The 14,003-nt window shown below is 33.1% G+C and carries 11 protein-coding genes and 1 pseudogene; 4 read left to right on the top strand and 8 right to left on the bottom strand.

Going from position 1 to position 14,003, the window contains the following annotated elements:
• Positions 1-221: 221 nt before the first annotated feature.
• From AC0OM3_RS15425 to AC0OM3_RS15435, 3 genes are all read right to left on the bottom strand, one after another.
• Positions 222-641 carry a VOC family protein gene (locus AC0OM3_RS15425; protein ID WP_000750855.1) on the bottom strand — a complete coding sequence of 140 codons (420 nt, stop codon included), beginning with the start codon at positions 639-641 and terminating at the stop codon, positions 222-224.
• 83 nt (positions 642-724) lie between these two features.
• Positions 725-2,083, bottom strand: a complete 1,359-nt coding sequence (gene brnQ / locus AC0OM3_RS15430) for a branched-chain amino acid transport system II carrier protein (protein ID WP_046945394.1) — start codon at positions 2,081-2,083, stop codon at positions 725-727.
• A 238-nt stretch (positions 2,084-2,321) separates the two neighbouring features.
• Positions 2,322-3,014, bottom strand: coding sequence for an FMN-dependent NADH-azoreductase (locus tag AC0OM3_RS15435; RefSeq protein WP_000522502.1), 693 nt, complete (start codon positions 3,012-3,014; stop codon positions 2,322-2,324).
• A 292-nt stretch (positions 3,015-3,306) separates the two neighbouring features.
• Between AC0OM3_RS15435 and AC0OM3_RS15440 the strand changes: the two genes are divergently transcribed.
• Positions 3,307-4,272: an arsenic resistance protein gene (locus AC0OM3_RS15440; protein WP_000103815.1), complete on the top strand. Its 966-nt coding sequence runs from the start codon at positions 3,307-3,309 to the stop codon at positions 4,270-4,272.
• A gap of 189 nt (positions 4,273-4,461) precedes the next feature.
• On the opposite strand, the gene AC0OM3_RS15445 is transcribed toward AC0OM3_RS15440, so the two are convergent.
• Both AC0OM3_RS15445 and topB read right to left on the bottom strand, forming a co-directional pair.
• Positions 4,462-5,709: a DUF4153 domain-containing protein gene (locus AC0OM3_RS15445; RefSeq protein ID WP_001024707.1), complete on the bottom strand. Its 1,248-nt coding sequence runs from the start codon at positions 5,707-5,709 to the stop codon at positions 4,462-4,464.
• Between the two features lie 205 nt (positions 5,710-5,914).
• A complete protein-coding gene (topB, locus tag AC0OM3_RS15450; RefSeq protein ID WP_000766769.1) occupies positions 5,915-8,059 on the bottom strand; it encodes a DNA topoisomerase III in 2,145 nt (714 codons plus the stop codon).
• Positions 8,060-8,385: 326 nt separating this feature from the next.
• On the opposite strand from topB, the gene AC0OM3_RS15455 reads away from it, so the two are divergent.
• Entirely contained in the window at positions 8,386-8,931 is a 546-nt protein-coding gene (locus AC0OM3_RS15455; RefSeq protein WP_000458516.1) for a hypothetical protein, read from the top strand.
• A gap of 51 nt (positions 8,932-8,982) precedes the next feature.
• Here AC0OM3_RS15455 and AC0OM3_RS15460 read toward each other — a convergent pair whose 3' ends face one another.
• A complete protein-coding gene (locus AC0OM3_RS15460) occupies positions 8,983-10,620 on the bottom strand; it encodes a multicopper oxidase family protein (protein ID WP_061884008.1) in 1,638 nt (545 codons plus the stop codon).
• Between the two features lie 366 nt (positions 10,621-10,986).
• On the opposite strand from AC0OM3_RS15460, the gene AC0OM3_RS15465 reads away from it, so the two are divergent.
• Positions 10,987-11,622 carry a pentapeptide repeat-containing protein gene (locus AC0OM3_RS15465; protein ID WP_000687272.1) on the top strand — a complete coding sequence of 212 codons (636 nt, stop codon included), beginning with the start codon at positions 10,987-10,989 and terminating at the stop codon, positions 11,620-11,622.
• A gap of 94 nt (positions 11,623-11,716) precedes the next feature.
• Here the strand turns inward: AC0OM3_RS15465 and AC0OM3_RS15470 are convergent, their stop codons facing one another.
• Positions 11,717-13,000 (bottom strand): aminopeptidase P family protein, encoded by a 1,284-nt coding sequence (locus AC0OM3_RS15470; protein ID WP_000842969.1) that lies wholly within the window; start codon positions 12,998-13,000, stop codon positions 11,717-11,719.
• 187 nt (positions 13,001-13,187) lie between these two features.
• On the opposite strand from AC0OM3_RS15470, the gene AC0OM3_RS15475 reads away from it, so the two are divergent.
• Entirely contained in the window at positions 13,188-13,418 is a 231-nt protein-coding gene (locus AC0OM3_RS15475; RefSeq protein ID WP_001179616.1) for a DUF896 domain-containing protein, read from the top strand.
• Positions 13,419-13,465: 47 nt separating this feature from the next.
• On the opposite strand, the pseudogene AC0OM3_RS15480 reads toward AC0OM3_RS15475, so the two are convergent.
• Positions 13,466-13,944 (bottom strand): annotated as a pseudogene (locus tag AC0OM3_RS15480) (CcdC family protein).
• Between the last annotated feature and the right edge of the window lie 59 nt (positions 13,945-14,003).

Below are 14,003 nucleotides of genomic sequence, written 5' to 3' on the forward strand. Positions count from 1 at the left end.
CTCTTATTTCTCTTCCACCTCTTAACTTCTAATACAATAGTAACTATCACTATAGATACAACTTACATTTTTAAAGCCGATTGTTATTATATCATAAAATATATTTATGTAAGTTATCAAAGAAGAAAAGTTATCGTGAATCATTTGTGAAGAAAATGTGAAATGCATAAATAAAAAGGTGTTACGTAATAACATAACACCTTTTTAAAAATATCCTTCTTCTATTTCTCTTCCGGATAATCACAATACTCGATAATCGTTCCTTCTGTATCCGCTGGGTTAAGATATATTAATCTTCTACCGTGCTTATTAATCCGAAGTGTATGCTCTAATGTCCGAATACCTTGTTCTTTTAACTCTTCTAGAGCCACATCTAAATCATCGACACGATACGCAACGTGATGAACACCTTTACCTTTTTGTTTAATAAAACGGGCAATTGGAGATGTCGTATTATTCGTCGGTGCAAGTAATTCAATTCTATCTCCATCCACTTCAAGAATGGCTACTTCGCTTTCCACACCAGGAGCTTCACTTACGTAACGATCTATTAATTCTCCTGATAGAACCTGTTCATAAAAACGTATCGTACTATCTATATCACGAACTGCGATTCCGATATGATCAATTGTTTTTTTCATTTTATTTCCCCTACTACTTTATTTTTTCTCATTATTAATAGTAACAAAAAAAGCTATAGAAACAAGTCTATAACTTTTTTTATTTAACCTATTTTCTTATCCGCTCTAGTTGCTGGTTGAACTTGATTTTTCACTTTTAAAATGCTAATGCCATATCCGATAAATCCACCGATAATCGCTGGGAAGATCCAGCCTAATCCTACTTCCTGCATCGGAAGGAATTTAGTGAACACTTGGCTTACTACTTCAATGTTAACTCCAGCTGCACTTAATCCATCAAATAAGCTGATGATAAATGTTACGATTAAGCTTACTTGATAAACTTCAGCTCTTCCTTTAAATAATGAATGGAAGAATGTTAAGAAAATCAATACGATTGCTAGTGGATAAATTGCTGTTAATACTGGAACAGAAACTGCGATCAATTGTGTTAATCCTACGTTTGCAACAATTGCACTAAATACACATAGCGTAATTGCAATTGCTTTGTAAGGAACATTTGGGAATAACTTATGGAAGAATGAAGAACATGCTGATACAAGTCCCACACTAGTTGTTAAACAAGCTACTGTAATCATTAATCCTAATAATACTCCGCCATATGATCCGAAATAGTAGTTAGAAACTTTCGCTAATACTTCTCCGCCGTTCTCTAAATGTCCAAGCTTCGCAACACTTGAAGCACCCATATAAGAAAGAGCTGTATAAATAATTGCTAAAATAGATGCTGCAATAATTGTCGCTTTTGCACAAACGACCATAATTTGTGTTTTCGTTTTCGCACCTTTTTCTTTAATAGCATTGATAATGATAATCCCGAATACGAATGATGCGAGCGTATCCATCGTTAAGTATCCTTCTTGGAATCCTTTAAAGAATGCATGTGATGTATAAGCTTCCGCTGGTGCTTGCATATCTCCAATCGGATGTATAAAAGCAACGATTACTAAAATACCGATGAAAGTCAACTTAATTGGCGTTAAAATTTTTCCAACAATATCGACAATTTTCGCGGGATTTAGCGAAAAAAAACAAGTGATGCTAAAGAATATAATTGTGAAAAGAATTAAAGGTGTAGAACCTACTCCCTCTGGCATAAACGGCTTAAGACCAATTTCATAAGATACATTTCCTGTTCTCGGTATTGCAAATAACGGACCGATCGCTAAGTATAAAACTGTTGTAAACACAATCCCGAACACTGGGTGAGCGCGACTTGCTAATGACTGCAAATCATCTTTACCTGAAAAACCAAATGCTAGTACACCTAGTAATGGTAGTCCAACACCAGTTACTAAAAATCCAGCGTTAGCAATCCATACATTCTCTCCTGCTGATTGACCAAGCATCGCTGGGAAAATTAAATTTCCCGCTCCAAAAAATAGTGCAAATAACATTAATCCAATAACTACTATGAACGAAAACGGTACTTTATTCGCCATAATATAACCCCCATTCAAGTTTCCTTATCTCATTTTCCAATTTTAACTAATTGAATTTTCTGAATATTTAATTTAAGTATCAACTATTCTTGAACTCATTATAGTTTGCTATATAATATTTTGCAATACTATTTTCGAACTTTTCTTTTATTTTATAAATATACATTTTTTAACATGAAAAACAGACTAAAAAACCAACATAGTCATCCATGTTGGTTTTTCCATTTACTATCATGAATTAAAATTTTGCTGCTACTTTTTTAACGTTTTCTAGACCCTCTTCAACAATTTGTTGTGAACGATCTGGATATTGATTGTGTCCTTCAATTACAACTGTCTCTGGATTTGTAATTCCCCAGAATCCAAGTACAGTTGTTACGTAATTAACTGCCATTTCCATAGGAGCCATTTGTTCTGAAGAGTAATCTGAACCACGAGCACCTAACACAACTACTTTCTTACCACCAACTAAACCTTCTGGGCCATTTGCTGTATATTTAAACGTTTTTCCAGCTTGAGATAAGTATGAAATATATGTGATTAATGGTGCTGGTACTGTAAAGTTCCATAATGGGAATGCAAATACAACCTTATCAGCTTCTAAAAACTGATTTAAATATTGATCTACTGTAGCAACTGCCTTCTCCTCTTCAGCTGTTAACTCCATACCTTGGCTACGTTTATATCCACCTGAAATCGCGATATTTCCGTAATAAGGAAGATCTAATGCAAATAAATCTAATTCCGTAATTTCTGTATTTGGATTTGCTTCTTTATAAGTACTTACAAATGTTTCATACATTTTTGAACTAACTGCTTGCTCCGCTGGACGATCGTTTGCTTTTACAAATAATACTTTTGACATTTTTTTATTCCCCTCTACATTCTTATTTTCTTCTTTTTTACCAAATAATGAGCTAAATAGTCCCATTTTCTTCACCTAATCTTTCTTTTCATATTCATTATTCATCATCATAAAAATTCTTATTCTAAGAAAAAGTTCCAATAGATACCTTAAGTTACACTATTGTACTTTTTGTTATTTAATTACCTTATGTAAGTGATTTTAATATAGTTACTAACTTTAGTCAAGCAGCTTTTAATAAAAAAATAAAATCTCAACTTAAAAACATTAAGTGAAATACAATTGAACACCAAATACATCTTTATTACTTGTATAATAAACTTAGAGAGGAAAATTCATAGATAGAAAGGATTTATTCATGAGCACTATAGAAAAGATTCAAACTTTTATTATTCTTTTTGCTGTTACATGCGGCATCGTACTCGGACAATTTAATATGATACATACGTATTCAGACAAGTTTATTGTTCCCTTCTTATTCTTCATGCTATATGGATTATTCCTCAGCATCCCATTAAAAGAAATAAAAAACGGATTTCGCAATTTAAAATTTGCTGGAACAAGTCTTACTATTAACTTCTTATGGACCCCTTTACTCGCTTGGGGATTAGGAGCACTATTTCTTTCAGATCATCCAGCACTTTGGGTTGGATTTATAATGTTAATGGTTACTCCATGCACAGATTGGTACTTAATCTTTACTGAAATAGCGAAAGGAAATGTAGCACTTTCTACTGCAATTTTACCTGTAAATTTAATTTTGCAAGTACTACTCCTTCCAATTTATTTATTTTTATTTGCTGGTGTCATGAAAACTGTAGCGGTTTCTGTTTTAGTAGAAAGTATTGTTATCGTAATCGTCTTACCATTTATACTTGCACACGCTACAAAATTCATTATGAATAAAATGAAAAAAGCTGAAACTCTCGAGAATAAACTCATTCCGTTTTTTAGCTCTGCTCAAATTGTATTTTTAAGTTTAGCAATAGTAGCGATGTTTGCATCACAAGGTAAATATTTACTGAAAAATATGAATGTCGTTTTATTATTACTCGTTCCTGTTCTATTGTTCTTCATCATTAATTTTTTACTAGGACAATTTATCGGACGCATGATGCATTTATCTTACAAAGATACAGTAAGTCTAAGCTTAACAACGTTAGCAAGAAACTCACCTGTTGCACTCGCTATCGCTGTGACAGCTTTTCCAGACGAGCCTCTTATCGCACTTGCACTCGTTATTGGACCGTTGATTGAGTTACCGGTACTAGCTTGTGTGTCACAAGTTTTGTTGCTTATTAAGAGAAAACGGCAATACGCATAATAAAAAACGTCCCATTTGAGACGTTTTTTATTATGGAGAGATTACATACAACACTTATTTCTTATTTATCAATACAAATGAAATTACCGAAACTACAAACATAATAATACCAATTATAATAAATCAATCGGCTCTAAAAATTTTATATGTTATAGAGAATTAACTTTTCGTTACATTAACAGATCCTTTCTAATTAAAAATGATAGGAAACGTAAATATAACGAAAGCTGCCCAAAGTCCGTAGATTGGCAAATACTTCGTAATGGCATCTTGGATAGCTGTCGGTCCTGATTTGTTTTGCAAGAAACGCATATAGGAAAACATAATCCAAATTAGATTTGCCCAGATCAATATGTTTACACCTAAAACAGCTAGTCTATTAGGTGTAATCCCGTAAGATGAAAGTCTAAATACGATGGCTGACAATGCAACAGTGTCAATAATAAGTGCCAGAACAATTAAGGAAAAATTTATATAATCTGAAATGTTCTTTTTCTCGTCCGAGTCACTTTCAACGATAGAAAATATGGTAACAGCCAATACACCAAGGAGTATTCCGTTGAAAGCCATTAGGAAATTGCGATCCAAGAACGGATTTTTCCCGACCCAAATTACCGTTATAAGATAGATAAGCAACGTGATCAGGACGAGAGGACTAAAAATTTTAGATATGTATGGTGTAATATTTTTAGCAAGCTTAAGATTCATTGATACTAAGTATGCAGCCACAATAGCGAGAGCCGCTGCTCCAAATAAAACAACATTACTAAAATAGAATTCTCCTATATCTAAGTCAACAAAGCTAAATAAACGCATGGTGAATATTGCTAGTATCATTCCGCTCACTGCCATGCTCCCGTAGAGAAGACAATATTCTAAATTAAATTTAATATAGGCTAATCTTGTACCGCCTTTTGAATATTCATTTCCTGTAAACGCAAGCCCTACTAAGACCCATAAAAATATAGGAAGATGTAAATACGCAAGTATGGTACTGTCTTTATAATTTATTGGCAACGTATTAAGATACACCCCGGAAACTAGGAATAACGCTATAAGGGAATAAATAATACTTTTTTTCGGCTTATTATTGTAAACAAAATAAGCAGCAATAAAGGGAATTACACCAAAAGCCAAATTAATTGGAGCAATTGCTTCCTGCTCAACAAAGTGGAAAATGATTCTAGTGCTTATGCCGGCCAGAATAGCTAAAAGGCCCATGAATAAGAAACCTTTTTGAAACAAAGATGTTTTTTCTTTATTTACCTTCTCCTTGAAATGCAACCTTTCATACCAAGCACCTAGAATTTGAGAATCAGGGTTTTGGTCCCATGCTTGTGAGAATGCTTTTTTAAAAGCTTTCGGATCTTTTCTATACATCTTCTCCAACTCATGGGGGTTATCCATATGTTTAACAATCAAATTGTTAATGTTCATAGTTATACCTCCTCTAATTTTAAAAATAAGGTTGTTACCTTTTAACAAAAGCACCTCACTCATTTATTATGATTTTGATTTTAATACAAAATTTATCGTTTTACAATAAAAAATTATTATTTAAAGGATTTTTTTTATCGTTAAATTTTATATAAAAGAAAAAACAAAAGAGCATGACAGTTTTATGTCATGCTCTTTTAACAAATTAATTCTCAAATACAAAATTAATCTTATTATCTTTCCACTCTAATTTCGCATCAAACGTTTTCTCGCCCTTTTTAAAGCCTTTAATTAAATCAGTCTTTTCACCTTTTAAGAGCTTTGTCATATTCTTTTGCGAAATTGTTTTACTTAATATCTTCTTTGAAATGGTGAAATCACATTGCGTTGTATTATAGTTAGAACAACCGTAAAACGTTGACTTATCAATTACATCGCCATCACATTTTTTACAGCTACCAACCTTTTTACCCGTTGTAAATTTCGATCCTTTTCGTTCAATCGATTCAACATGTAGTCCCGTGAAATCCCACTTCTCAGACATTTCCACTGCGTCTTCAATAATTTTAGCTGATAGCTTTTTCGTCTGTTCCATAAATGTAGCTGGTGAAGCTGTACCTTCACCAATTTCCGCAAGACGTTGTTCCCATTTCGCAGTCATTTCCGGTGAAGCTAGTATTTTGTCACCAATTGCGGTAATTAATACTTTTCCTTTATCAGTCGCATACACTTGGTTTTTCTTTACATCTATATATTTACGGTCTTTCAGCATCGTAATAATACCCGCGCGGGTCGCTTCCGTACCTAAACCTTCTGTTTTCTTCAATACCTTCTCTAGCTCTTCATTCTCTAAATACTTACCGGCTGTTTTCATTAACGTAATAAGTTGTCCTTCTGTATAACGCTTCGGTGGCTGTGTTTTTCCTTCTTTCACTTTCACCTTTACAACTTTTCCTTCTTCACCTTCAGCTACAATTGGAAGAATGGTTTCGTCATCTTTATCGTCTTGGAAAATAACTTTACGCCAACCTTCTTGAATTTGCTGTTTTCCTTTTGAAATGAATTCAGCGCGTTCATCTACAAGCGTAATGATTGTAGTATAGTCAAAGATTGCAACTTCATAATGAGCTGCAATAAGCCTTCTTACGATCATATCGTATATTTTCTTTTCATCACCTGATAGTCTGCTTGGGTTTGTAACTTGCTCTGTCGGAATAATCGCGTAGTGATCTGTTACTTTCTTTTCATTTACATAACGCTTATTGTTCATAATGGATTCAACCGGAGCCGGTAATAAACCTTTATATTCATCAAACTGACTTAACTTCTGTAAAATATCAGGGAAAGTCGCTGCTTCTCCTTGAGTAACATAGTTAGAATCTGAACGTGGATAAGAAACAATCCCTTTTTGATAGAGTGCTTGCGTTATATCAAGCGTCTTTTTCGGTGAAAACTTAAAGGCTTTATTTGCCGTTGCTTGCAGTGATGATAAGTTGAATAAAAGCGGCGGCTGAAACTCTTTACGCTCCGTTTTCATTTCCTTCACAACAGCCGGTTTCCCTTGGCAAAATGCCGCAATTTTATTCGCCATATCAGGGTCTTTTAAGCGGGATTCATTATCCTTCTCCCATTTCCCGTCATATTTCTTTCCTTCTATATTAAAGGTTGCAAACACTTCCCAGAAAGGCTCTGACTTAAAGTTTTCAATTTCTTTCTCACGCTTTACAATCAATGCTAACGTTGGTGTTTGGACACGACCAGCAGAAAATACATCATTCATTCCTTTTTTCTTTAGCAAAATACTAAACACACGTGATGCATTCATACCAACAACCCAGTCAGCACAAGATCTTGTGTATGCTTCGTAATACGTATTAATTGTATCTGATTCGTCAAGTAAATTTTTAAACCCTTGATAAATAGCTTGCTTCGTTAAAGACGAAATCCATAGACGCTTCATCGGCTTTTGCACGTTACAAAGATTAATAATATTTCGTACGATTAGTTCCCCTTCACGCCCAGCATCGCCTGCGTGAATAATTTCTGTTACCTGTGGATTATGTAACAGCTGTTTCACAACGTTAAATTGCTTATACTTTGACTTTGTTACTTCAAATTGAAAACGCTCTGGAATCATCGGTAATGTATTAAGTGACCATTTTTTCCACTCTGCGTGATAATGCTCTGGATTACATAACTGCGTCAAATGACCAATTGCCCATGTACAGTACGCTCCATTTGGAAATAACTCATTCGCTTCTACTTCTAAATACCCATCTTTCCGGCGATATTTAAATTGTGAAACAAGAGCCAAACCTTGATCTGGTTTCTCGGCAATAATTAATTTCATTTTATAACTCCCTATCTGTATTCCAGTGTTACTTTCATTGTCTATATGTTTAGAAGCGATGATAAAACAACAATCTTATTTATCATTCGCGGTTTGTTTGTCTCGCAAATGGGAGACCTATAATATTATACGCTTATTCTTTATGGCTTCACAATAGAAACTCATAATATAACAATTTCTTTCACATTCTTACAATTAAAAAAGACGCCCTAAAAAATCAAGCGTTCCTTTGCCTACATCTATGAAATTGTGCAGATAATATGCAGATATAAATTATCATAAGTACACATATGATGAAATGAACGATAGGACAAGGAGGTATCATAATGTTTGCTTATACGTTAACTGCCCTAACACTTTGCTGTATCTCAATTCTTATTGCATCCAATATTTCTAAACGTAAGGGTACCCTAATGGAGTATATGGTATTTATTATGTCTTTTAGTATGAGTATCGGTTTAAGTATTGGTTTTTATTTAGGCATTCTCTTTAAGGGGGAATTACTATATTCTACTTTACTTGCTATTTTAATTAGTGGTTTTATCGGTTTTTTAGTGGGTCTACGTTTTCACCTATATACTGCTTTAGAAGGAATGTTCTCTGGATTAATGGCAAGTATGATGGGAGCAATGATTACAGAAATGTTAAATGCTCAACAAGCTCATAGTATACTGTTCATTAGTCTCTTACTTACTATAACGATTACTATGTCATGTATAATTCAATTGTTATCAGAGAACTTGTCTACTTTTATCCAACGGCGTTTTTTGTTATTCCTTTCAATTAGTGTAATAATTATCGTTGCCGTATTCGTGACATTTCCAGATCATACTCCCTCACCTTCACCTGGGCATAATCAACATATACATTAGTACTTGCAACAAAAATGAATAAGCAGCTATCCATAGGATAACTGCTTCCTATTATTCTGGCTTATTAGGAATGTTTTGATTTGGAACATAGCCAGATTTATAATCTGTATAATTCACTTCCGTTACCATCCCTGCTGAAGCATGATGTAGGTCGTGACAGTGGAACATCCACTCACCAGGATTGTCTGCTACAAAGGCTACTTCATATTCTTCTCCTGGCTTCAAATTCAATGTGTCTTTAACAATCGGAGAACCTTCTATCGGTTTTCCATCTTTACTCAACACCTGGAAGAAATGACCATGTAAATGCATTGGGTGATCATCCATTTTAGAACGATTTACCAACTTCACTTTTACTAAATCACCCTTTTTCACTTGAATTGGGTCAATATCCGGAAATACCTTTCCGTTAATTGTATATACCATTTCATTTCCATTCATTTGCGTATTTAAGTCCATATTATATGTGGCAGTATACTCTTGATTTAACGTGAAACTTCCTAATTTTTTAGTACCATATTTCATTATATCTACTTTAGGTAATTTTTCTTTTTCGTTTGCTTTATCTTTCATCTCTTTGCTGCCATCATATTCAATAATAGCTTTCATTCCTTTTGCATCTTTATTTTTCGAATGGTCTTCAACATACCATTTCCCAGTATTATTAGCAGTAAATTCAATATCATAACGTTCACCCGGTGCGATTGAAATTACTTTATCCTTTATAACTTTTGGATCGTTTATTGGTTGACCATCTGTCGCAATTACTTTTATATCATGACCGTGAACATGTATATCATGTAATAGATAACCAGCATTAACGAGTCGAAGACGAACTTTATCTCCCTTATTCACTTTCAATGGCACTACTAAATCACCGCTTTTTCCATTGATTGTGAATAAATCATACATACTCATATCATGACCTTCCATCTTCATATTTCCATGGTCCATTGTCATATTGCCAGAATCTTTTTGATCACTGTCCATGTCCATACCGGAATGATCCATGCCGTTCTTATCATCATTCTTTTCCCCATTTTCATTACCTTTAGATTTATTACCTATTTGCCCTTTTGTCATTTCTTTTAACTGCTTATTCATTTCTTCTTTATCTGTAACCCATTCATCCAACATTAATGTGTAATCTTTATCATATTTTTCCTTTGTATCTTCTACAATGAGCGCTCCATACAAACCTCTATCTAATTGATTTACAGAATCTTGATGCGAGTGATACCAGTACGTTCCTGGTACGTTCGCTTCAAATTCGTAAGTGAAACTTTTTCCTGGTTCAACTGCATCTTGTGTCACGCCTGGAATTCCATCCATGTTATTTGGGACAGGATATCCATGCCAATGAATAGATACTGGTGCAGATAATTCATTTTTTAATGTCACTTTCACCTTTTCACCTTTTTTCACCCGAATTTCTGGACCAGGAGATGAGCCATTAAATGTCCAGACTGGAACAATAACACCGTTACTTAACTTTTGCTTTTCTTCTTTCGCTATTAAAGTAACTTCTGGTCCTTTTTCAACTTTCAATGGTTTTGTAGCTGTTTCAGTCTGTAGTGTTTTTTTATCTTTCATATTTTTATGATCATTTGTTGTATTTGTGGCCAAAGAACATGCAGCAATTAAAAATATTACAGAGACCGTAACAGCTGTTAATACAAATCGCTTCATGGAAAATCCCTCCTTCTTATTTTTCAAAATCATTATAGAAGTTGATTTTCAAGAAAATAAGGAGATGTAATTAGATTTTACGTAACTTAATTGGAAAATTACTAAAAGCGGAGACTTTACAGGAAGCGAATATTTTAGAAAGACAAAATACTTTCCTTGTAGCGACTATACTAGCCGTTCTCGTATTTGTTTTGACGTTATTTCTTAAGAAACAATAACACTACTATTATTAAATAAGAAAAATGTAGCTAAAATGCTCTTCACAAAAGAACTTACATTTTTGTATAATAAGAACTAATGTTCCTTACAAGAAGACAATAGACTCAAATTACACAAATATATCAAATAGAAGAGGATTGATATACGATGAAAATTGATAGACCAAAAATTTCACCAGAGTTATCTTCAAAGAATTTTCAAGATATTTTTTATGAAGAAGATCCAACATTGGAAGTGTGTGAAATTATAGACTCCACTTTCGAAAATGAATCTGTAGATAGAGTGCGGTTATATGATGCGGTGATAAAAAACTGTAAGTTTACTAATACAGACTTTAGCAATATTGATATTACAGATGTTTGTTTTGAAAACTGTGATTTATCAAATGTTAATTTAAGCAATTCTTCTGTTCACAGAGTCGAATTTAAAAACAGTAAATTAATCGGAGTAAATTTCACAGAATCTAGCTTAGGAAATGTTAAATTTGAGAATTCAATTTTGAATTTAGCGGCATTTGGAAATTCTAAACTAGAAAAAATCATCTTCAATGAAACTTCATTAAATAATGCAGATTTTTTTGACTGTAAACTTAAAAAAGTTGAATTCCAATTATGTAGTCTTAATGAAGCTAATTTTGATCAGACATCACTGAAGGGGATAGATATTAGTTCCTCTACCTTTGATACACTTACAGTTTCAGTGAACGATTTAAGAGGATGTAAAGTATCGACATATCAAGCTGTTCAGTTTGCTACTTTATTAGGATTAATAATTAAAGATTAGTATTTCGAAGAAAAGAACCCTATCCCGAATCATGGATTTTTTAATTGTCCACGATTCGAGATAAAGTTCAAATAAATTAGTGATGACTCTTTTATTATTTAACTACAGCTTGGTTTCCTTTTACATGTTCATTATTTACACTCATAAATTCTTCAATTTCTTCAACTTCCCTAATGATATCTTTTGACAAGTTTTCATACCCGTCTTTCGTTATAAGAATGTCATCTTCAATACGAATTCCAATTGATTCTCCTTCAATATAAAGACCAGGTTCAATTGTTATAACCATACCTTCTTCTAACACTCTATCTTTATATGTTCCTACATCATGTGTATCTAAACCAAGGAAATGGCTGACACCATGATAATAGTATTTTGATAACTCTTCATCTTCTTGAATTAAACCAATTGCTTTACACTCTTCTGCCAGTACCTTTTTTGTATGCTCATTTAATGCAGCGAACTTTAATCCTGGCTTAATAATCTCTGTTGTTTCTTTTAATGCTTTTAATACAATATTATAAATTTGTTTTTGGCGACTAGAGAATGTTCCATTTGCCGGGAATGTATAACTAATATCAGCGTTATAGTAGTCTTTTTGAGCACCTAAATCTAGTAATACTAAGTCACCATTTTGAATTTGTGCATCATTATCTTCATAATGAAGAACTGTAGCATTTTTCCCACTCGCCAAAATTGTATTGAACGCATGGTACTTAATGCCAGATGACTTCAGTGTAAAATCAAATTGTGCTTCTAATTCATACTCCATCATGCCTGCTTTTGCATGCTTAAGTACGTTGTAAATACCGTCTTTCGTTATAGCAATCGCTTCTTTAATAATTTCAATTTCTTCCTCTGTTTTAAATACTCGTAATTCACAAATGTTCGGATATACATTACCAATTGTTACGTGTGGGTATTTTTCTCTTACATGTTTAGCAAATGCTAATGTTTTTGTCTCCGTACCATTCCAATCACGACGTTCTATATCTAAATATAGATGCTTTGCATTTTCTGTAAAAAGTATATTTGACATTGTCTTTTCAAAGCTATCTAAATATACAACTTTCTTTATACCTGAAATTTTCTCTGCTTCTTCGTTAGAAACTGTTTTACCGACCCATTTTTCCATTACTGGATCTGACTTTTCAATGAAAAGTGTTTCTTCAACACTACTTCCAACCTTTTTCAGCATAAAAATAACATTTGGTTCATCGATTCCCGTTAAGTAGTAAAAATTACGATTCGGTACAAATTTATAATGTGCATCAGCTGACATATGCGGTGCTTGTCCCGCAAATAAAATCGTAATAGATCCCTCTGGTAATGTGTTTGCTAATCGTTCTCTATTTTGAGCAAAAAATGTTGATTTCATAATAATCCTCCTAGTGTTCTATGTATGGTTGTGAAACTAATCATCAATACAATTCATTCTATTATTGTTATAATTTTTCGTCAATTTTTAACTTAATTTTAGATAGTATTGACACAAACAACTAAACAAGTTACAATAACTATAAATTAGTAAGCAACTAATTTTTTTAAAATAAGAGGTGAACAAAATGCAAAACATTTTATTCCGTATTAATGAATTATCAAAAAAAGAAAGAACATCTGGATTAACAGTTGATGAAAAACAAGAACAACAAATGTTGCGCCAAAACTATACAGAAACATTTCGTGGAAGCCTAGATTCCATTTTATTAAATACAAAAATTGTTGATCCTAATGGTCTTAACGTTACACCAGTTGCATTACAAGATGCTCAAATACGTTTAAAATTAAGCAAATGAGTTCCGCGCTAAAGAATTTCAATAAAACATAAACAGAGCTGGATTTCCTATATAGAAATTCCAGCTCTGTTTATTGTCTTTTCTAATTTAGTAAACGAGCGATACATCGCAATTCTCCACGACACAATCATCGCAAATGCAAGTAAGAAAAACATTACGCTTAACTCTGCCAAATCAATTGATTGGCTTAAATATGACTTTAATGCCACGCGTACAGCTAATAAGCCTACTAAAATGAATATGAATGCTTTTGAAGGTTTCATAAATATATGTTCGCCTTTTATTTCGAACTTAGTTGTTTTAATAAGAAAAATAGAGAAAATAAGCCCTATACTAATTGCCTCGACTATTTCTAACGATGTTAATCGAAAGTCAGGTAAAAAGTACATCATCGCGCCTGTACTCATAAAAATTGTTGGCAATATAATTTTCTTTTTCGTTACCGGCTTTTTCGCTGCTTTAAAACGTAGAAACATTACCCAACAGCCATACAAACTGCTACGATACTTGATAAAAGTGCTATCATACTTTCCACTCCTATCTATTTAAATGACTTTTTTAGCAGAATCATAAACCAATAAGTAA

The organism is Bacillus sp. FAU20, from assembly GCF_056033865.1.